The sequence below is a fragment of the Pseudomonas sp. S12(2018) genome (genome assembly GCF_024355235.1).
GTDB lineage: Bacteria > Pseudomonadota > Gammaproteobacteria > Pseudomonadales > Pseudomonadaceae > Aquipseudomonas > Aquipseudomonas palmensis.
In genome coordinates this window covers 181,985-202,433 of record NZ_QLAD01000009.1, presented here as the reverse complement: position 1 = coordinate 202,433, position 20,449 = coordinate 181,985, and the positions used below count along the sequence as shown (strand labels likewise).

At 64.8% G+C, this 20,449-nt stretch carries 19 protein-coding genes; 8 read left to right on the top strand and 11 right to left on the bottom strand.

What is annotated here, in order from left to right; translation table 11 throughout:
• Nucleotides 1-23: 23 nt before the first annotated feature.
• The 4 genes from pstA to DN388_RS21345 all read right to left on the bottom strand — a co-directional run bounded on the left by pstA (nucleotide 24) and on the right by DN388_RS21345 (nucleotide 6,580).
• Nucleotides 24-1,694 carry a phosphate ABC transporter permease PstA gene (gene pstA, locus DN388_RS21360; protein WP_043861543.1) on the bottom strand — a complete coding sequence of 557 codons (1,671 nt, stop codon included), beginning with the start codon at nucleotides 1,692-1,694 and terminating at the stop codon, nucleotides 24-26.
• A 17-nt stretch (nucleotides 1,695-1,711) separates the two neighbouring features.
• A complete protein-coding gene (locus DN388_RS21355; protein ID WP_043861542.1) occupies nucleotides 1,712-4,000 on the bottom strand; it encodes an ABC transporter permease subunit in 2,289 nt (762 codons plus the stop codon).
• 138 nt (nucleotides 4,001-4,138) lie between these two features.
• Complete coding sequence (locus DN388_RS21350; RefSeq protein ID WP_043861541.1) at nucleotides 4,139-5,140, bottom strand: phosphate ABC transporter substrate-binding protein PstS; 1,002 nt, start codon at nucleotides 5,138-5,140, stop codon at nucleotides 4,139-4,141.
• 150 nt (nucleotides 5,141-5,290) lie between these two features.
• Nucleotides 5,291-6,580 (bottom strand): MFS transporter, encoded by a 1,290-nt coding sequence (locus DN388_RS21345; protein ID WP_043861540.1) that lies wholly within the window; start codon nucleotides 6,578-6,580, stop codon nucleotides 5,291-5,293.
• 360 nt (nucleotides 6,581-6,940) lie between these two features.
• On the opposite strand from DN388_RS21345, the gene DN388_RS21340 reads away from it, so the two are divergent.
• Nucleotides 6,941-7,342 carry an acyl-CoA thioesterase gene (locus DN388_RS21340; RefSeq protein ID WP_009402429.1) on the top strand — a complete coding sequence of 134 codons (402 nt, stop codon included), beginning with the start codon at nucleotides 6,941-6,943 and terminating at the stop codon, nucleotides 7,340-7,342.
• Nucleotides 7,343-7,414: 72 nt separating this feature from the next.
• Nucleotides 7,415-8,311 (top strand): D-hexose-6-phosphate mutarotase, encoded by an 897-nt coding sequence (locus DN388_RS21335; protein ID WP_100634852.1) that lies wholly within the window; start codon nucleotides 7,415-7,417, stop codon nucleotides 8,309-8,311.
• A gap of 104 nt (nucleotides 8,312-8,415) precedes the next feature.
• Here DN388_RS21335 and DN388_RS21330 read toward each other — a convergent pair whose 3' ends face one another.
• From DN388_RS21330 to DN388_RS21310, 5 genes are all read right to left on the bottom strand, one after another.
• A complete protein-coding gene (locus DN388_RS21330; RefSeq protein WP_043861581.1) occupies nucleotides 8,416-8,949 on the bottom strand; it encodes a DUF3299 domain-containing protein in 534 nt (177 codons plus the stop codon).
• Nucleotides 8,950-9,000: 51 nt separating this feature from the next.
• Nucleotides 9,001-9,246 carry a GlsB/YeaQ/YmgE family stress response membrane protein gene (locus DN388_RS21325; protein ID WP_043861538.1) on the bottom strand — a complete coding sequence of 82 codons (246 nt, stop codon included), beginning with the start codon at nucleotides 9,244-9,246 and terminating at the stop codon, nucleotides 9,001-9,003.
• Nucleotides 9,247-9,338: 92 nt separating this feature from the next.
• Complete coding sequence (locus tag DN388_RS21320; protein WP_043861537.1) at nucleotides 9,339-10,421, bottom strand: 5-(carboxyamino)imidazole ribonucleotide synthase; 1,083 nt, start codon at nucleotides 10,419-10,421, stop codon at nucleotides 9,339-9,341.
• 10 nt (nucleotides 10,422-10,431) lie between these two features.
• Complete coding sequence (purE, locus tag DN388_RS21315) at nucleotides 10,432-10,923, bottom strand: 5-(carboxyamino)imidazole ribonucleotide mutase (RefSeq protein WP_054916459.1); 492 nt, start codon at nucleotides 10,921-10,923, stop codon at nucleotides 10,432-10,434.
• A 212-nt stretch (nucleotides 10,924-11,135) separates the two neighbouring features.
• Nucleotides 11,136-12,041, bottom strand: a complete 906-nt coding sequence (locus DN388_RS21310; RefSeq protein ID WP_043861535.1) for a LysR substrate-binding domain-containing protein — start codon at nucleotides 12,039-12,041, stop codon at nucleotides 11,136-11,138.
• Between the two features lie 178 nt (nucleotides 12,042-12,219).
• Between DN388_RS21310 and aspA the strand changes: the two genes are divergently transcribed.
• Nucleotides 12,220-13,644, top strand: a complete 1,425-nt coding sequence (gene aspA / locus DN388_RS21305; protein ID WP_043861534.1) for an aspartate ammonia-lyase — start codon at nucleotides 12,220-12,222, stop codon at nucleotides 13,642-13,644.
• A 126-nt stretch (nucleotides 13,645-13,770) separates the two neighbouring features.
• On the opposite strand, the gene DN388_RS21300 is transcribed toward aspA, so the two are convergent.
• Nucleotides 13,771-14,199, bottom strand: a complete 429-nt coding sequence (locus DN388_RS21300; protein ID WP_058541954.1) for a hypothetical protein — start codon at nucleotides 14,197-14,199, stop codon at nucleotides 13,771-13,773.
• A 151-nt stretch (nucleotides 14,200-14,350) separates the two neighbouring features.
• Between DN388_RS21300 and DN388_RS21295 the strand changes: the two genes are divergently transcribed.
• From DN388_RS21295 to DN388_RS21285, 3 genes are all read left to right on the top strand, one after another.
• Entirely contained in the window at nucleotides 14,351-15,337 is a 987-nt protein-coding gene (locus DN388_RS21295) for an asparaginase (protein WP_123753560.1), read from the top strand.
• Nucleotides 15,338-15,424: 87 nt separating this feature from the next.
• Complete coding sequence (locus DN388_RS21290) at nucleotides 15,425-16,417, top strand: AraC family transcriptional regulator (protein ID WP_123753559.1); 993 nt, start codon at nucleotides 15,425-15,427, stop codon at nucleotides 16,415-16,417.
• 141 nt (nucleotides 16,418-16,558) lie between these two features.
• Nucleotides 16,559-17,596, top strand: coding sequence for a histone deacetylase family protein (locus DN388_RS21285; protein WP_043861530.1), 1,038 nt, complete (start codon nucleotides 16,559-16,561; stop codon nucleotides 17,594-17,596).
• A 2-nt stretch (nucleotides 17,597-17,598) separates the two neighbouring features.
• Here DN388_RS21285 and DN388_RS21280 read toward each other — a convergent pair whose 3' ends face one another.
• Nucleotides 17,599-19,128: a PLP-dependent aminotransferase family protein gene (locus DN388_RS21280; RefSeq protein ID WP_078481434.1), complete on the bottom strand. Its 1,530-nt coding sequence runs from the start codon at nucleotides 19,126-19,128 to the stop codon at nucleotides 17,599-17,601.
• A 108-nt stretch (nucleotides 19,129-19,236) separates the two neighbouring features.
• Here DN388_RS21280 and DN388_RS21275 point away from each other — a divergent pair, with 108 nt between their 5' ends.
• Together DN388_RS21275 and DN388_RS21270 are read left to right on the top strand one after the other, a co-directional pair.
• Complete coding sequence (locus tag DN388_RS21275) at nucleotides 19,237-19,683, top strand: GNAT family N-acetyltransferase (RefSeq protein ID WP_043861529.1); 447 nt, start codon at nucleotides 19,237-19,239, stop codon at nucleotides 19,681-19,683.
• Between the two features lie 14 nt (nucleotides 19,684-19,697).
• Nucleotides 19,698-20,372: a GNAT family N-acetyltransferase gene (locus DN388_RS21270; RefSeq protein ID WP_054916454.1), complete on the top strand. Its 675-nt coding sequence runs from the start codon at nucleotides 19,698-19,700 to the stop codon at nucleotides 20,370-20,372.
• The last annotated feature ends 77 nt before the right edge of the window (nucleotides 20,373-20,449 follow it).

Below are 20,449 nucleotides of genomic sequence, written 5' to 3'. Positions count from 1 at the left end.
GGCGGCGCTTGCAATAAGGGGTATCAGCTGTCCAGCGCCTTGTACTTCTCGCGCAGGTGGTTGCGTATCCATACCGCCGAGAGGTTGAGCGTGGCGATCACCATCACCAGCAGCAGCGCCGTGGCGTACACCAACGGCCGCGCGGCCTCGACGTTGGGGCTCTGGAAGCCGACGTCGTAGATGTGGAAGCCCAGGTGCATGATCTTCTGGTCCAGGTGCAGGTACGGGTAGTTGCCGTCCACCGGCAGCGACGGCGCCAGTTTCACCACACCCACCAGCATCAGCGGCGCCACCTCGCCCGCGGCACGGGCCACGGCCAGGATCATGCCGGTCATCATCGCCGGGCTGGCCATCGGCAGCACGATCTTCCACAGCGTCTCGGCCTTGGTCGCACCCAGGGCCAGCGAGCCCTCGCGCACGGTCCGCGGGATCCGCGCCAGGCCTTCTTCGGTGGCCACGATCACCACCGGCACCGCCAGCAGCGCCAGGGTCAGCGAGGCCCACAGCAGGCCCGGGGTACCCAGGGTCGGCGCCGGCAGTGCTTCGGGGAAGAACAGGTGGTCGAGCGAGCCGCCCAGCACGTACACGAAGAAGCCCAGGCCGAACACGCCGTAGACGATCGCCGGCACGCCGGCCAGGTTGTTCACCGCGATGCGGATCAGCCGGGTCACCGGGCCCTGGCGGGCATATTCACGCAGGTACACCGCCGCCAGCACGCCGAACGGGGTGACGATCACGGCCATGATCAGGGTCATCATCACAGTGCCGAAGATCGCCGGGAAGATCCCGCCCTCGGTGTTGGCTTCACGCGGGTCGTCGCTGAGGAACTCCCACACCTTGGCGAAGTAGGTGCCCAGCTTGGTGAAGTTGTTCATGGCGTTGGGCTGGTAGGCGTGCACCACCTTGTCGAGGTTGATCTCGACTTCGCGGCCATTGCCGTCACGGGCCACCAGGCTGTCGCGGCTGAAGTCCTGGTGCAGCTTGCCCAGGCGGTCCTCGATGGCCTTGTAGCGGTTGTTCAGCTCGGCGCGCTCGGCATCCATGTCGGCCTGCGCTACAGGGGTCAGCTTGCCTTGCAGTTCCAGCTTGCGGGCTTGCAGGCGCAGGCGCTCAAGGCCATGGTTGATCGCACCGATGTCCTTCTTCTCGAGCTTCTGCAGCTCGCCGGCCAGGCCGGCAGCACGCTTGAGGCGTGCCTGCAGCTCGTTCCAGGCGGCCTGCCCTTCGGCAACCACCTTGCCGTTTTCCTTGACGCTGACCAGGTAGCCGTAGAAGTTGCCCCACTCGCGGCGCTCCAGGGCGATCAGGTCGACCGGCTTCTGCTGGTCCACCAGCCAGTCGCCGACCACCCAGGTGAAGTCACTGCCGTTGAGGTCGCGGTTGCCGACCTTGATCAACTCGCGGGTCATGAACTCCGGGCCGTTGTCGGGTACCGGCAGGCCGGCCCCCTTGAGGCGTGCCAGCGGCACCTCTTCCTTCTGCACCACTTCGCCGATGACGATGTGGTTGGCCTGGCCCGGCACGTTGTAGCTGGCCTGGATCAGGTCGGCCGGCCAGAAGTGCGCCAGGCCGCGCACGGCGATCACGGAGAGCAGACCGATGGTCATGATCACCGCGATGGACACCGCGCCACCGCTTATCCAGACGCCAGGGGCGCCGCTCTTGAACCAGCTCTTGAGGGAATCCTTTTTCACGGATCTCTACCTTTCTATCAAAGCGACGAGTATTTCTTGCGCAGACGCTGGCGAATCAGCTCGGCCAAGGTGTTCATCACGAAGGTGAACATCAGCAGCACCAGCGCGGCGAGGAACAGCACGCGGTAGTGGCTGCCACCGACTTCCGATTCGGGCATCTCCACCGCGACGTTGGCCGCCAGGGTGCGCATACCTTCGAACAGGTTCATTTCCATGACCGGGGTGTTGCCCGTGGCCATCAGCACGATCATGGTTTCACCCACCGCGCGGCCCATGCCGATCATCAGCGCCGAGAAGATGCCCGGGCTGGCGGTCAGGATGACCACGCGGGTCAGGGTCTGCCACGGCGTGGCGCCGAGTGCCAGCGAGCCCAGGGTCAGGCTGCGCGGCACGCTGAACACGGCGTCCTCGGCAATCGAGTAGATGTTCGGGATGACCGCAAAGCCCATGGCGATACCGACCACCAGGGCGTTGCGCTGGTCGTAGGTGATGCCCAGGTCATTGGTGATCCACAGGCGCATGTCGCCGCCGAAGAACCAGGTTTCGAGGAACGGGCTCAGGGTCAGCGCACCCCAGCCGGTGAACAGGATCACCGGGATCAGGATCGCCGCTTCCCAGCCATCCGGCACACGCAGGCGGATCGACTCCGGCAGGCGGCTCCAGATGAAGCCAGCCAGCAGGATGCCGAACGGCATCACCACGAACAGGCTGAACACACCGGGCAGATGCCCTTCCAGGTACGGCGCCAGGAACAGCCCGGCGAAGAAGCCGAGGATCACCGTGGGCATCGCCTCCATCAGCTCGATCACCGGCTTGACCTTGCGGCGCATGCCCGGGGCCATGAAGTAGGCGGTGTAGATCGCTGCGGCAATCGCCAGCGGTGCGGCCAGGATCATCGCGTAGAACGCGGCCTTGAGCGTACCGAAGGTCAGTGGCGACAGGCTCAGCTTGGGCTCGAAGTCGGTGTTCGACGCGGTGGACTGCCAGACGTACTTGGGCTCGTCGTAGTTCTCGTACCAGACCTTGCTCCACAGCGCGCTCCAGGACACTTCCGGGTGCGGGTTGCGCAGGCTGGCCGGGATCAGCTTGCCGCCCTCTTCGACGAACAGGCGGTTGGCCCGTGGCGACAGTGCCAGCACGCCGGCGCCTTCGGCCATCGGCTCCACCAGCAGGGTGCGGTGCGCGGTGCTGTGGAACACGCCGAGCTTGCCGCTGGCATCCAGTGCCACGAAGCCCTTGCGGCGCTCTTCGGCATCGATCTGCACGATCGGCGCCTTGCCCATCTGGAAGGTACGGATCTGCTTGAAGCGCTGTTCGCCGTCCGGGTCGCGGGCCATGAACCACTGGGCCAGGCCACCCTTGGAGTCACCGATGATCAGCGAGATGCCGCCCACCAGCTGGGCGCTGGCGGTGACTTCGGCATCGGCGTCGTCGAGCAGCTTGTAACGACCGTTGAGGCTCTTGTCGCGCAGGCTGAACACATCGGCCTGGGCCCGCCCGTTGATCACGTACAACCACTGCTGGCGCGGGTCGATGAAGATCGCCTTGACCGCCTCGGTCATCTGCGGCAGTTCGATGTGGTTCTGCTCGCTGGTGACTTCGCCGGTCATCATGTTTTCTTCGCGGCTCAGTTGCAGTACCTGCAACTGCGCACCGCTGGAGCCGGCCACCACCAGGGTGTCGCCATTGACGTTCAGGCTCACGTGCTCCAGCGCACGGCCCGAATCGCCGAGGGCGAACGGTTGCTGGCCATAGGGGTAGTCGATGGCCGGGGTGATGGTCTTGTGGTTGTCCGGGTAGGTGATCTTGTAGCTGTGGCTGAACACCAGTGCCTGGCCGTTGGACAGGCCCAGCACCACCAGCGGGTTGCCCGGCTGGTCGGCGCCGATCGAGGTCACCTGGGTGCCGGCCGGTACCGGCAGGTCGACACGCTTGAGCTCGGCACCGGTCTTGGTGTCGAAGAACAGCGCCTGCCCCTTGTCCGAGACGCGCATGCCGACCAGGTTCTGCTCTTCGAGCGCGATCATCAGCGGCTTGCCGGCGTCCTGGGTCAGCCAGGCCGGGGTCATGGCCTTCTTGGTGGTCAGTTCGGCGCCTTGAAACAGCGGCACCACCACGTAGGCCAGGTAGAAGAAGATCAAGGTGATCGCCGCCAGCACGGCGAGCCCGCCCACCAGTACATACCAGCGGGTCAGGCGGTCCTTGAATGCACGCAGGCGACGCTTGCGTTGCAGCTCGGGCGTATTGAAATCAATCCGCACGGGGGGAGAATTTTGGGTCATGGTGGAGTTGGCCAGATCATTCATGCGCTCACCCTAGCGGTCCCGTATGACAAAAACATGACAATGCAGTGACGCAAAAAAGCCCGCCGCTCAGGCATGCCTGGCAGCGGACTCGCAATTTGCAGCGCGGCCCGCACAAATGCAGGGCGCGCCCGTTCACACTCAGTTTGCAGCGACGCCTTTGGCGGCGTGGTTCAGGCCCAGGTCGGCCAGCGCTTTCTCGGCCACTTTGGCGGGCAGCGGGATGTAACCGTCTTTCACCACGACCTGTTGACCGGCCTGCGACAGCACCAGCTTGACGAACTCGGCTTCCAGCGGGGCCAGAGGCTTGTTCGGGGCCTTGTTGACGTAGACGTAGAGGAAACGCGACAGCGGGTAGGTACCGTTCAGGGCGTTGGCTTCGTTGTCTTCGACGAACGCGCCGCCTTCCTTCTTGGCCAGGGCCACGGTTTTCACGCTGGCGGTCTTGTAGCCGATGCCCGAGTAACCGATACCGTTCAGCGAGCTGCTGATCGACTGCACGACGGACGCCGAGCCAGGTTGTTCGTTGACGTTAGGCTTGAAGTCGCCTTTGCACAGGGCTTCTTCCTTGAAGTAGCCGTAGGTGCCGGATACCGAGTTGCGACCGAACAGCTGGACCGGCTTGTTGGCCAGGTCGCCGGTCACGCCCAGGTCGCCCCAGGTTTTCACGTCGGCCTTGGCACCGCACAGGCGGGTGGAGGAGAAGATGGCGTCGACCTGAGCCATGGTCAGGCCCTTGATCGGGTTGTCCTTGTGCACGAACACGGCCAGGGCGTCGACGGCGACCGGGATGGCGGTCGGCTTGTAGCCGTACTTCTGTTCGAACGCCTGCAGCTCGACGTCTTTCATCTTGCGGCTCATCGGGCCCAGGTTGGCGGTGCCTTCGGTCAGCGCGGGTGGCGCGGTGGAGGAGCCGGCGGCCTGGATCTGGATGTTTACGTTCGGGTATTCCTTCTTGTAGGCCTCGGCCCACAGGGTCATCAGGTTGGCCAGGGTATCGGAACCGACGCTGGAGAGGTTGCCCGATACGCCGGTGGTTTTGACGTAGGTCGGAATAGCAGGATCAACAGCGGCAACTGCGTTGGCAGTCGCAACGCCAGCGGCGGCAAAGGTCAGGGCCGCCATCAAACGCTTCAGTTTCATGCCTTACTCCTAGCAGGAATTGGGGGTAGATGGATCGGGCCCAAGTATCTGCAGGCCGTATGACTACTCTATGAACTGAATGTGACAATTAGATGAAAGGCCATCACCTCGTTCGAGGGATGGCCTTTATAGCGGACGCGGGGCGGGGTTTCAGCGCTTGGTGAGCAGCAGGTAGATGCCTACCAGCAGGCCCAGGGTGCAGATGCCGGCGACATAGTAGGCCGGGCCGAGCGGGCTGAACTTCATCAGCGAGGTGACCATGATCGGGGTCAGGCCACCGAAGATCGCGTAGGCCAGGTTGTAGGAAAACGACAGGCCGCTGAAACGCACCACCGGCGGGAAGGCGCGCACCATCACGTAAGGCACCGCACCGACGATGCCCACGCACAGCCCGGTAACGGCGTACATCGGGTACAGCCACTCAGGGTGCGCCGCCAGGTTGTGGTAGAAGCTCCAGGAGCTGGCCAGCAGCGCCAGGCTGCCGACGATGAACACGCGCCCGGCGCCGAAGCGGTCGGCCAGGCGCCCGGCCACGATGCAGCCGATGCTCAGCAGCACGATGGCCAGGCTGTTGGCCTTGAGGGCCTCGGTGGCGCTGATGCCGTAGAGAGTCTGCAGCACGGTCGGGGTCATCAGGATGACCACGATGATGCCGGCCGACAGCAGCCAGGTCAGCAGCATCGACAGTACGATGGCGCCACGGTGGTCACGCAGCACCGCGCGCAGCGGCACTTCCTCGGCCAATGCCTTGCGCTGCTGCATCTCGGCGAACACCGGGGTTTCGTGCAGCCAGCGGCGCAGGTACACCGAAAACAGGCCGAACACGCCGCCGAGCAGGAACGGGATCCGCCAGGCGTAGTCGCTCAGTTGCTCGGGGGTGTACACGGTGTTGATCAGGGTCGCGACCAGCGAGCCGAGCAGGATGCCCGAGGTGAGGCCCGCCGTCAGGGTGCCGCAGGCGTAGCCGATGTTGCGCGCCGGCACGTGTTCGGACACGAACACCCAGGCACCCGGCACTTCACCGCCAATGGCGGCACCCTGGATCACGCGCATCAGCAGCAACAGGATCGGTGCCCACATGCCGATCTGTGCGTAGGTGGGCAGCAGGCCCATGATCAGGGTCGGCACGGCCATCATGAAGATGCTCAGGGTGAACATCTTCTTGCGCCCCAGCAGGTCGCCGAAGTGGGCCATCACGATGCCGCCCAGCGGGCGCGCCAGGTAGCCGGCAGCGAAGATGCCGAAGGTCTGCATCAGGCGCAGCCACTCGGGCATGTCGACCGGGAAGAACAGCTTGCCCACCACCGCGGCGAAGAACACGAAGATGATGAAGTCGTAGAACTCCAGCGCCCCGCCCAGGGCGGAGAGCGACAGGGTCTTGTAGTCACTGCGGGTGAGCGGCCGCGAGGGCTGCTCTATGGAGGGGGGCACGGAGGTCATCGAAGCGTCTCTTATTGGCAAATCAGGCCGCGGCAGCGCTGGCCCCGGCCTGTCAGGAGGTCGAACGATAGCAAATTGTTCGAAAAAGCACATGGATCGACATAATCGGGGCAGATAATCATGACCGCATGGTCGTCGCCCCACGCGCGGCTCTATATACTGGCCGCTCGTATCAAACGGTTACGCCTTGTGTGGGATGTTGTGCGAAAACGCCGCTAGGTATGCTTAGTCGGTTTCGCAGAGTTTCCCTTCGCCGCACGGCAGAGCGAAGCAGCGTAGTATGTTCGTGCTGAATCGTTTTTCGCGGCGTCCGCACCAGCGCAAACCAACGAAGCGTTACGGGTCAGAGGCACCCCCGGCATGATTGAACTCGAACAAGAAGATCCTATTCCGCAAGGCGACCTGGCCTTGCAGATCACCGCATTGCCCCGTGAAACCAACGGTTTCGGCGATATCTTCGGCGGCTGGCTGGTCGCCCAGATGGACCTGGCCGGCACGGCCATGGCCAGCCGAGTCGCAGGCGGGCGCGTCGCCACCGTGGCGATCGACCGCATGGCCTTTCTGGTGCCGGTGGCGGTGGGCGCGCAATTGTCCTTCTATACCCAGACCCTGGAAATCGGCCGCAGCTCGATCCAGATGATGGTCGAGGTGTGGAGCGACGACCCGCTGAGCAGTGAATGGCGCAAGGTCACCGAGGCGGTGTTCGTGTTCGTCGCCATCGACGGCAGCGGCCGCACCCGCTCGGTGCCGCCTCGTCGCTGAGCCTGGGGCGCGCTAAACTCGAGGGTCTGCGCGAGGTCCAAGACCTCGTAGGCCACCCTTCGAGAGCAACGCATGTCCACATCCAAGGTAGAAGTCGAACAGCATGGCGAGCTTGCCTGCTGGCGTATCACCACGCCTCGCGCCGAGCTGCTGATTGCCCAGCAGGGCGCACAGGTGCTCAGTTACCAGCGCGTGGGCGAGCCGCCGCTGCTGTGGCTCAGCGATCAGGCGATCTTCAGGCAGGGCAAATCGGTGCGCGCCGGTGCCCCGGTGTGCTGGCCCTGGTTCGGCAACCTGCAACGCAACCCAGCGGCCGTACAGGCCATGTTCCACGGCGCCGAGGCCCCGGCCCACGGGCTGGTGCGCGGGCGTGACTGGCAGTTGCTGGGTATCGACAGCAGTGCGGATTCGGTACGCGTGGACTTCACGCTGCCCCAAGCGTTGGGGGAGCTTCCCGGCTGGCCGCACACGGTGGAACTGAAACTGAGCATCGTGCTCGGCGAAGAACTGGCGCTGACCCTCGACAGCCACAACCTGGGCAGTGGCAGCGTCACCCTCAGCCAGGCGCTGCACAGCTACTTTGCAGTCAGCGACGTGCGTGGCGCGCGAGTTGAAGGCGTGGACGGGCTGGCCTACATCGAGACGCTGGCAGACTGGGAGCAACGCACCCAGCAGGGCGACCTGGGGTTTGCCGGGGAAACCGACCGCATCTACCTGCAGACACCTGAGCGTCTGAGCATCGTCGACCCGGGCTGGAACCGGCGTATCACCCTGCGTACCCAGGGTTCGCGTTCGGCGGTGATCTGGAACCCATGGGTGGACCGCGCCGCGCAGCTCACGGACATGGCCGATGACGGCTGGCAGCGGATGCTGTGCATCGAGACGGCGAACGTGTGGGATGACGTGGTGGAACTTGCGCCCGGGGCGACCCATTCGCTGAGTGTCAGTATCGGCAGCGAACCGCTCTAGACCGCTATCGCGGGTCAAGCCCGCTCCCACCGGGCATTGCACTGATCATGAGGGCAGCACTGTACCTGTGGGAGCGGGCTTGACCCGCGATGCAGACGACGCGGTTACAGGTCGGAGTCCTCCACAACCCTCACCTTCCCCGCATCCAGCGCATACGCCGCATCGGCCAGGTCATTGCTGACCTTCTCCACCTTCAGCGTGCCGCTGACCCACAGCGGCGTGTAGATATCGTCCAGCTTCAGGCCATGGGGATAACGCACCAGCACCAGCTGGTTGGGCGGCGGTGGCGGTACATGGATGCAGGCGCCCGGATAGGGCACGAGGAAGAACAGCGTGCTGTTGCCCTTGGCGTCGGTCTCCAACGGCACCGGGTACCCGCCCAGACGGATCTGCCTGCCGTTCATAGCAGCCACCGTCTTGCTCGAATACATCACCGCCGGCAGGCCCTTGCTCTGCTTCAGGCCACCCTTCTCGGTAAAGGTACCCATCGCCTCGGGGGAGTTGTGGTCGATCTCGGGCATCTGCTCCAGCGCCTTCTGGTCCGACTTGGGCATCAGCTCCAGCCAGTCGGTCTCGGGCAGCTCGGCGCGGGCCAGGCCACTACACAGCAACAGGGTAAGCAGTACGACTCGGCGCATGAAAAAAAGCTCGGCAACTGACGGAAAGTTGCCGAGCATTCTAGCGCCCTGTCAGCGCTTTTTGATCATGCCGTAGATCACCAGCAGGATGATTGCACCCACCAGTGCACCGAGGAAGCCAGCACCCTCGCCCGCATGGTAGATCCCCAGCGCCTGGCCACCGTAGGTCGCCGCCAGAGAGCCGGCGATACCCAGCAGAATGGTCATGATCCAGCCCATGCTGTCGTCGCCCGGCTTCAGAAAACGTGCCAGCAAGCCGACGATCAGGCCGATGAAGATGGTTCCGATGATACCCATGGCATTCCCTCTGAATTGAGTGCACGAGCCAAAGCCTAGTCAGCGCTTTGGCATCCTGCCATCAGAGGGATGCGCGGCGGGAATGGTTCCGCTCAGCCTGCGATGAGCGCTTCGACCTGCTGGATCTTCTGCTCCAGCGTGGCCATGTCGGCGCAGCGCAGGGTGGCGTGACCGACCTTGCGCCCGGCCTTGAAGGCCTTGCCATAGTGATGCAGGTGACAGTCGTCGATAGCCACGACCGCGGCCACCGCCGGCACTTCGCCGATGAAGTTGAGCATGGCGCTTTCGCCGACCTTGGCGGTCGAGCCCAGCGGCAGGCCGGCCACGGCGCGCAGGTGGTTCTCGAACTGGCTGCACTCGGCGCCTTCGATGGTCCAGTGCCCGGAGTTGTGCACACGCGGCGCGATCTCGTTGGCCTTCAGGCCACCGTCGACCTCGAAGAACTCGAACGCCAGCACGCCGACATAGTCGAGCTGCTCGAGCACGCGGCTCGCGTAGTCTTCGGCCAGGCTCTGCAGCAGGTGGTCTTCGCTGGCCACCGACAGGCGCAGGATGCCGCTGTCGTGGGTGTTGTGCACCAGCGGGTAGAAGCGCGTCTCGCCATCGCGGCCGCGAACGGCAATCAGCGACACCTCGCCGGTGAACGGCACGAAGCCCTCCAGCAGGCAGGGCACGCTACCAAGTTCGGCGAACGTGTCGACAACATCGGCTTCGGTGCGGAGCACCTTCTGGCCCTTGCCGTCATAACCCAGGGTGCGGGTCTTGAGCACGGCCGGCAGGCCGATGCTGGCGACGGCGGCCTCCAGGTCGGCTTGCGACTGGATGTCGGCGAAGGCCGGGGTCGGGATGCCCAGGTCACGGAACATGCTCTTCTCGAACAGCCGGTCGCGGGCGATGCGCAGCGCTTCGGCGCTCGGATACACCGGCACGAACTGCGACAGGAAGGCCACCGTCTCAGCTGGCACGCTTTCGAATTCGAAGGTCACCAGGTCGACTTCGTCGGCCAGCTGGCGCAGGTGATCCTGGTCGCCATAGTCGGCACGCAGGTGCTCGCCCAGGGCGGCCGCACAGGCGTCAGGGGCCGGGTCGAGGAAAGCGAAGTTCATGCCCAGCGGGGTACCCGCCAGGGCCAGCATGCGGCCCAGTTGGCCGCCACCGATTACACCGATTTTCATGCGTGTGACCTCAGGCCTGGCGCGGGTCTGGATTGTCCAGAACGTTGTCTGTCTGCTCAGCGCGGAACTGTTTCAGAACGGTATGGAACTGCGGGTGCTTGGCGCCCAGGATGCTCGCCGAGAGCAGCGCGGCGTTGATCGCGCCGGCCTTGCCGATGGCCAGGGTGGCAACCGGGATGCCGGCCGGCATCTGCACGATCGACAGCAGCGAGTCGACGCCCGAGAGCATGGCCGACTGCACCGGCACACCCAGCACCGGCAGGTGGGTCTTGGCGGCGCACATGCCTGGCAGGTGGGCAGCGCCACCGGCACCGGCGATGATCACCTCGATGCCACGGCCTTCGGCCTCTTCGGCGTACTGGAACAGCAGGTCCGGCGTGCGGTGGGCGGAAACCACCTTCACTTCGTAGGGAATGCCGAGTTTTTCCAGCATATCGGCGGTGTGGCTAAGGGTGGACCAATCGGACTTGGAGCCCATGATCACGCCAACCAGTGCACTCATCGTCGAGCCTCTTCTCTTGGGCGCCTTCAGGCGCGTCAAAAAACAACAAGCCACGCAGGGACGACCGGCGTGGCTTGTTATGCGAATTAGGGCCGGGTGTACCGACCGAAGGCCGCGCAGTATATCGTAAAGCCGTGTGTTTGATGCACCCCGGCGACCAACTGTAAGCCTTATTTTTCGGGCTTTTTCAGGGCTTCGGGCTGACTCTGGAGTCAAGCCGTCGCCGGCCCGCCTTCGAGCTTGCGCCACAGCAGGCGCACGTTGGCCTTGCGCACCAGCGCGCAGCGGTACAGGCGGATCTCCAGCGGCACGTGCCATTGCGCACCGCCACAGATCACCAGCTCGCCACGTTCAAGCTCGGCGCGGGCCGACAGGCGCGGCACCCAGGCAATACCCAGGCCTTCCAGGGCCATGCTCTTGAGGCTGTCGGCCATGGCGGTTTCGTAGATGGTGGTAAAGCGCAGGTTGCGCTGGCGCAGCAGCAGATTCACCGAACGCCCCAGAAACGCTCCGGCGCTGTAGGCCAGCAAGGGCACGCTGGCGTCGTTTTCCAGGTCGAACAGCGGCTTGCCGTCGGCATCCGCTGCACACACCGGCAGCATCTCGGTGTGCCCCAGGTGCAGCGAGGGGAAGATCTCGGCGTCCATCTGCAGGGCCGCATCCGGGTCGTAGAACGCCAGCATCAGGTCGCAGCCACCTTCGCGCAGGGCGTGCACCGCATCGCCGACGTTGGTCGCCACCAGCCGCGTGGCGATGTTCAGACCGTCGTTGCGCAACTGCGCGATCCAGCGCGGAAAGAAGCCCAGCGCCAGCGAGTGCGCCGCCGCCACCTGGATCACCTCGCCCTGCCCGCCTTCCAGGTGATGCAAGTGGCGCAGCACCTCGCCCAGCTGGTCGACCACCGTGCGCGCCGTCACCAGGAACAGTTGGCCGGCAGCGGTCAACTCGATCGGCGTGCGCGAGCGGTTGACCAGGGTCAGCCCCAACGCAGCCTCCAGGCTGCGAATGCGCCGGCTGAACGCCGGCTGGGTCACGAAGCGACGCTCCGCCGCCTGGGAAAAGCTGCGGGTGGCGGCCAGGGCGCTGAAATCTTCCAGCCATTTGCTTTCGAGGTTCATCGGGCTCTCCAGGCATGCACCAAAATGGTACACGCTCGAATGTCAATTGGCGTCACATGGAACGTTATGCCGTTTGTGCATAGGTTAGCGTGCAACAGCATTGGCCGCAAAATCCGTGCAGGCCTAGGATTGGCGCCATTCCGGCATGTGCCGGGCCTAACTCGAGATGATCTCTATCATGTCCGCTGCTGCATCGTTCCGTGTCGAAAAAGACCTGCTTGGCACCCTCGAAGTCCCTGCTGATGCCTACTACGGTATCCAGACCCTGCGTGCTGCCAACAACTTCCACCTCTCTGGCGTGCCGCTGTCGCACTACCCGAAAATGGTTGTCGGCCTGGCCATGGTCAAACAGGCAGCTGCCGACGCCAACCGCGAGCTGGGTCACCTGAGCGATGCCAAGCACGCCGCCATCAGCGAGGCCTGTGCCCGCCTGATCCGCGGTGACTTCCACGAGCAGTTCGTGGTCGACATGATTCAAGGCGGTGCCGGTACCTCCACCAACATGAACGCCAACGAAGTGATCGCCAACATCGCGCTGGAAGCGATGGGTCACCAGAAGGGCGAGTACCAGTACCTGCACCCGAACAACGACGTGAACATGGCGCAGTCGACCAACGACGCCTACCCGACCGCCATCCGTCTGGGCCTGCTGCTGGGTCACGATGCGCTGCTGGCCAGCCTCGACAGCCTGATCCAGGCCTTCGCTGCCAAGGGTGAAGAGTTCAGCCACGTACTGAAGATGGGCCGTACCCAGCTGCAGGACGCCGTGCCGATGACCCTGGGCCAGGAATTCCGTGCCTTCGCCACCACCCTGACCGAAGACCTCAACCGCCTGCGCACCCTGGCGCCGGAAGTGCTGACCGAAGTCAACCTGGGCGGTACCGCGATCGGTACCGGCATCAACGCCGACCCGGGCTACCAGGCCCTGGCCGTACAGCGTCTGGCGCTGATCAGCGGCCAGCCGCTGGTACCGGCTGCCGACCTGATCGAAGCCACCTCCGACATGGGCGCCTTCGTGCTGTTCTCCGGCATGCTCAAGCGCACTGCAGTCAAGCTGTCGAAGATCTGCAACGACCTGCGCCTGCTGTCCAGCGGCCCGCGCACCGGCATCAACGAGATCAACCTGCCGGCGCGTCAGCCAGGCAGCTCGATCATGCCCGGCAAGGTCAACCCGGTTATCCCGGAAGCGGTCAACCAGGTGGCCTTCGCCATCATCGGCAACGACATCGCGCTGACCATCGCGGCCGAAGGCGGCCAGCTGCAGCTGAACGTGATGGAGCCGCTGATCGCCTACAAGATCTTCGACTCGATCCGTCTGCTGCAACGCGCCATGGACATGCTGCGCGAGCACTGCATCGTCGGCATCACCGCCAACGAACAGCGCTGCCGTGAACTGGTCGAACACTCGATCGGCCTGGTCACCGCCCTGAACCCGTACATCGGCTACGAAAACGCCACCCGTATTGCCCGTATCGCGCTGGAAAGCGGCCGCGGCGTACTGGAACTGGTGCGTGAGGAAGGCCTGCTGGACGAAGCGATGCTCAACGACATCCTGCGTCCGGAAAACATGATTGCACCGCGTCTGGTTCCGCTCAAAGCGTAACCGACGCCGTACTACCGCTCACCAGGTTGAGGGACTAGACACCTCTCACCTTTTGAGGGCCCAGGGACTTTGTCTCCGGGCCCTTTTTTTTGCCTGCGGTGCGACCTTCGCCAGCAATGCCGGCGCCTAAAGGGAACGGGTAGTGTCGGCTGCTTCTGCCGACGAGGGCAGCAGCAGCACATTCAGGAAGGTCGAATCGCTGACGATCTCCTTCATGAACCACCACACGAACGCCAGGCAGAGCGCCACCATGAAGGCGGTCAGATCGCCCGTGTAATGGCGCACCGTGAGCACCCCGATAAAGCACAGCACCACGCCCAGCCCGCTGATCAGGTCTGCCCAGTTGGAACGGCTGAGGTGGCGCTTCATGGCCCGGTGATCCGCCTCGGGCAACACCAGTGCCTGCGCACACTTTGCACAGGTGAGCGGCTGCCCGCCCATGAGCGTTTCCAGCTCGCCCTCGCTCGGCAACCAGACGTGGCCGCATGCCGGGCAATTGAGGTCCACCGCGGCGCACAGGCGCTCTTGCGCGGATTTGTACTTGTTCGTCGACACGTCCTTGGCACCTTCGTCCTGAAGCAGGCGCGATGGTAACCGCTGGCCGTCACGCTGCCCATCGCGAACTCGGGCGGCCCGGCCGCTGACAGCGCGCCGGGGGATGGCGTAAGGTGGTCGGCTTTCCTTCAGTCGAGCACGGAGACAGGCCATGACCCCGGCCCCTGCCCACAACATCATGGTGCTGTACACCGGTGGCACCATCGGCATGCAGGCCAGCGCCGGCGGCCTGGCCCCGGCGTCGGGCTTCGAGCAGCGCATGCGTGAGCAACTGGCCGGGCAACCGGGCCTGGCAGCCTGGCAGTTCCGCGAACTGCTGCCGCTGATCGACAGCGCCAACATGACGCCCTGCTACTGGCAGCGCCTGCGCTCCGCGATCATCGAGGCGGTGGATGGCCAGGGCTGCGATGGGGTGCTGGTGCTGCATGGCACCGACACCCTGGCCTACAGCGCCGCCGCCTTGAGCTTCCAGTTGCTCGGGCTGACGGTGCCGGTGCTGTTCACCGGCTCGATGCTGCCGGCCGGTACGCCGGACAGCGATGCGTGGGAGAACCTCACGGGGGCGCTGCAGGTGCTGAGCCAGGGTACGTCGCCGGGTGTTCAGCTGTATTTCCACGGTCAGCTGCTGGCACCAAACCGCACCGCCAAGGTGCGCAGCTTCGGCCGGAACCCGTTCGCGACCTTGCAGCGCTCGGACGGTGCGGCGCAGGCGCCTGTACCGGCAGCACTGGCTTATCGCGCGCCGCTGCATGTGGCCAAGGTTGCAGTGTTGCCGCTGGTGCCAGGCCTCGACGCCGCGCTGTTACAGGCCACACTCGACAGCGGGGTCCAGGGGCTGGTGCTGGAATGCTACGGCAGCGGCACCGGGCCGTGTGATGACGATGCGTTCGTGGCCGTGCTGGAACAGGCCCGCGCGCGTGACATCGTGGTGGTGGCGATCACCCAGTGCCATGAAGGCGGGGTCGAACTGGAGGTGTACGCAGCCGGCAGCCGCCTGCGCGAGGCCGGTGTGCTGTCGGGTGGCGGAATGACCCGGGAGGCGGCGTTCGGCAAATTGCAGGCATTGCTCGGTAGCCAGTTGCCGGTTGACGAGGTGCGACGGCTGGTTGGGCTGGACCTGGCTGGCGAATTACGTTGAGCCCTTCGCTGGCTTGCCAGCGAACAGGCCCTGAAGGGCATACAAATTGCTCACTCAACCCCAAGCCCCCTCAGCCGGATGCCGAGCATGCTCCACTCCCACCTCACCACCCTGAACGCGGTTTCCCTGATGCTGCAGGCCTTCAAGGACGAAGACCGTGCCGCCCAGCGGCTGCTCGAAGGCACCGGCATCACCACGGCCGACCTGGGCCGCGCCGACTGGCGCATCACCACGCACCAGGAACTGCGGGTGTGCGCCAACGCCGTGGCCATGCGCCGGGAAGTCGGGCTGGAACTGGGCCAGCGCATGCACGTTTCATCCTACGGCATGCTCGGTTACGCCCTGCTTTCCGGTGCCACCCTGGGTGACGCCCTGCACCTGGCCCTGCAGTACCCCGCGCTGCTGGGAACACTTTTCCAGCTGCGCCTGATCGAGGACGGCGAGCGGGTCTGGTTCAGCGCCAGCGACTACGGCCAGGCCCCGGAGCTTGCGGCGTTCAATGCCGAGTTCTGCCTGACGTCGCTCAAGGTCATCTGCAACGACCTGCTCGGCCAGCCGCTGCCCTTGCTGCGCGCGCGTTTCGCTCACCCTGCCCCGGATTACCAGGCGCTCTACAGCGCGCCTTTCGACTGCCCGCTGCAGTTCGGCGCCAGCGACAATGCCTTTGCCTTCGAACGCCACTGGCTGGCCCGGGCCCTGCCCCTGGCCGACCCGATCACCCACCGTGCGATGAGCGAACGCTGCCGCCGGCAGAACCTGGAATTCACCGGGCGCCAGGCCTGGCTCGGGCGCATTCGCCAGCTGCTGCAGCAGCAGTTGGAGGCACCACCAGGCCTCGAGGGCCTGGCGCGGCAGATGAGCTGTTCATCACGCACCCTGCGTCGCCACCTGCACGAGCTGGGCAGCAGTTATCAACAGCTGCTCGATGAGCTGCGCTTCGAACGGGCCAAGCAGTTGCTGGCCGAGGACGAGCTGCCGATCTACCGCATCGCCGAGGTGCTGGGCTTCAGCGAGCCGGCCAGCTTCCGACACGCCTTCCTGCGTTGGAGCGGCGTGGCACCGAGCCATTTTCGCGCCTGAAACACGCGCATGCACCGCGAGGGGGCGAAATGCGGACAACCGTGTTGGCCATATCGATCCCCTTTTGGCCGTTTGCGCCGTTCTGCCCGTGGGCGTACCTCTCGACAATGGGGCCACGCCAGTAAACCCGGAGAACAAAAAATGCTGACGATCTATTCCGATGACCATCGCCTGCACCACGGCCGCTGCGAGCTGATCGACGGGCAGTTGATGCCCTGCTTCGAAATGCCCTCGCGTGCCGACCATGTGCTCGAGCGGGTCAAGGCCCAGGGCCTGGGGCCCGTCGAAGGCCCTACCGATTTTGGCCGCGCACCGCTGCTGCGCGTGCACAGCGCCGACTACCTGGATTTCTTTCAGGGCGCCTGGCAGCGCTGGAGCGCACTGGGCCATGACGGCGACCTGCTGCCGTTCACCTGGCCGGCGCGCAGCCTGCGCCAGGTCAAACCCAGCGGCCTGCATGGCGAGCTGGGCTATTACAGCTTCGACGCCGGTGCACCGATCACCGCCGGCACCTGGCAGGCCGCCTACAGCTCGGCGCAGGTTGCCCTGACCGCACAGGCGGCGGTGCAGGCCGGTGCCCACAGCGCCTTCGCCCTGTGCCGGCCACCGGGGCATCATGCCGCCAGCGACGTGATGGGGGGCTACTGCTATCTGAACAACGCCGCGATCGCCGCCCAGGCCTTCATCGACCACGGTCGCCAGCGCGTGGCGATCCTGGATGTGGACTACCACCACGGCAACGGTACCCAGCAGATCTTCTACGCGCGCAACGACGTGCTGTTCGCCTCGATCCATGGCGACCCGCAGGCCGAATTCCCGTTCTTCCTCGGCTATGCCGACGAGCACGGCGAAGGCGACGGGCTGGGCTGCAACTTCAACTATCCGCTGCCGGCAGGCAGCGACTGGGCCACCTGGCGCGGCGCGCTGGACGAAGCCTGCGAACGCATCGGCGCGTATGACCCCGAAGTGCTGGTGATCTCGCTGGGCGTGGACACCTTCAAGGACGACCCGATCTCGCAATTCAAGCTCGACAGCCCGGACTACCTGGCCATGGGCGAGCGCATCGCACAGCTGGGCAAGCCGACCCTGTTCATCATGGAAGGTGGCTATGCCGTGGCCGAAATCGGCGTCAACGCGGTCAACGTGCTCGAGGGTTTCGAGCGCGCCCGTCAAGGCTAGGCTCAGTCGACCCAGGCACGTGCAAGGCGTGCCAGGGCCTGGGCAATCGCGGCCTCGTTCACGGCCGCGAACCCCAGCACCAGTCCGGCACGCTTATCCACAGGCAGCGGCGTGTCGGGCAACCAGTAATCACTCAGCGCATTGAGTTCGACACCCACCGCTGCGGCACGGGCGATCAGTTCCCGTTCGCGCGCCTGGCTGTCCACGTCGATCTTCAGGTGCAGGCCCGCCGCCACCTCCGGCAAGGCTCCCAGCCCCGCCACAGCCTTCGGCCAGCCGGCCAGAAGCGCATTGCGCCGGCTCAACGCCGCGCGGCGCATGCGCCGGATATGACGCTGGAAGTGCCCTTTAGCCATGAACTGCGCCATCACCGCCTGTGTGCCGACCTCGGAATGGCGCACCGCCAACGCCCGAAAGCGCGAGAATGCCTCCACCAGCCGGGCCGGCAGCACAAGGTAGCCCAGACGCAGCGCCGGAAAGGCCACCTTGCCGAAGGTGCCGACATACAGCACCCGTCCGCTGCGGTCTAGGGCTGCCAGCGGGGCCAGCGGCGCGCCGCTGTAGCGGTACTCGCCGTCGTAGTCGTCCTCGATGATCCAGCTGTCGTTGCGCTCGGCCCAGGCCAGCAGTTCCAGGCGCCGCGCCAGGCTCAGGGTGACGCCGGTGGGGTACTGATGCGCGGGGGTAACGTAGCTCAGGCGACAGTTGGGCAACTGGGCCAGGGCAGCGCACTGCAACCCGTCGTGATCCACCCCCACGCCATGCACCTTCGCGCCCGCCATGGCGAAGGCTTTACCCGCCGCACGATAGCCGGGGTTTTCCACAGCCACACCGTCACCGGGCGCCAGCAGCAGCTGTGCACAAAGGCTGATTGCCTGCTGCGCACCACTGGTGATCACAATTTGTTCAGCCACGCAGGACAACCCACGGGAGCGACGCAGGTAGGTGGCAATCAGCTCGCGCAGCAGCGGTTCTCCGGCCGGGTCGCCGTAACCGAGTGACGCCGGGTCGGGATTTCGCCAGAAACCCGCCTGCAGCTTGGCCCACACCTCGAAGGGGAACAGGTCGAAGGCCGGTATGCCAACCTGAAAAGCCCGCGGCGCACGAGGCTCATGCACGGATAAATGATTGTTTTCCAGGCGCTCCAGCACGTCCGTGTGGATAACTTTACTGGATAAATCCTCAGTGCAATCACCCGTTTTTGTGGATAACCCTGTGGAAAAACCCAGGGATAACCCTGTGGACAGTTTTGTGGATAGTTTTGGCAGCTGACTGACGTAGGTACCATCGCCCACCCGGCTTTCGATATAGCCTTCGGCATACAGCTGGTCGTAGGCACGAACTACGCTGTTACGTGAGACGGCCAGCGCTGCGGCCATGTCGCGGGTGGCGGGAAGACGCGTGCCGCTACCCAGGCGCCCGTCCAGCACGCGCTGGCGCAGCGCCTGGTACAACTGGCGACTGAGCCCCTGACGACGGTCCAGCACGATGCCGGTGGGGTCGAAGGGCAAGGCAACGCTACGTTCGCTCATGAAATTGGACCTACCAAATAAGCCGGAAATGGCTCTTACCATAAGCCAATAGCCTGCCTAGGATGGGGCCATTCGCCAACCCCCTGTATTGCACACAAGGATCCTTCGATGTCTACCGTGACCCTGCGCCCCGTGACCGCCGATGACCACGCCGCCTGGCTGCCGCTGTGGCAGGCCTACCAGCGTTTCTATGAGACCCGCATCGATGAGGCGGTCAGTGCCGTGACCTGGCAGCGCATGCTCGACACCAGCGAGCCGACCAACGCTGCGCTGGCCTGGGTCGATGGCAAGGCGGTGGGCATGGTGCACTGGATCTACCACCGCTCCAACTGGACGGTGGAAAACGCCTGCTACCTGCAGGATCTGTATGTCGACGCCAACCAGCGCGGCAAGGGCGTGGGCCGCCAGCTGATCGAGCTGGTGTACGACACGGCGCGCCAGGCCGGCTGCACCAAGGTGCACTGGCTGACCCATGAAACCAACGCCACCGGTATTTCGCTGTATGAACAGGTGGCCGAACGGCCGGGTTTCATCCAGTTCCGCAAAGCCCTGTAATCGGAGAAGCCACCATGAGCACACCGTTGAACTGGCGGCCGGCCAAGGCCCCGCAGCCTGTCCCGCTGGTCGGGCGCTTCATCCGCCTGGAAAAACTCGACCCGCGCCGCGACCGCGAGCACCTGTGGGCGGTGTTCCAGGGCCCCGAGGCCGACCAGACACTGTGGAAGTACCTGGCCTACGGACCATTCACCGAGCGCGAAGACTTCGACCACTGGCTAGACAGCAACGCCGCCAGCAGCGACCCGCTGTTCTACAGCGTGATCGACCTGGCCAGCGGGCAGACCCAGGGTATCCTCAGCCTGATGTCGATCGTGCCCGAGCAGGGCCGTATCGAGATCGGCCACATTGCCTTCGGCGCGGCCATGCAGCGCACGCCCAAGGGCACCGAGGCCATCTACCTGCTGGGCAAGCAGGCCTTCGCCCTGGGCAACCGGCGCCTGGAATGGAAGTGCAACAACGACAATGCCCGCTCCAAGCGCGCGGCCGAGCGTTTCGGGTTCACCTTCGAAGGGGTGTTTCGCAAGCACATGGTGACCAAGGACCACAACCGCGACACGGCCTGGTACTCCATCACCGATGACGAATGGCCGGCCATTGCCGCTGGTTTCGAACGCTGGCTGAGCGAGGACAACCAGCGCCCAGAGGGTCAGCTCAAGACGCTGGAAGCGTGCCGTACGGGTGCGTGAGGCGGGTACCCGAAGCGGGCGTATCCAACAGAAGATAAAAAAAGGGGAGCAATTCGCTCCCCAGAGGTTAACCGCTT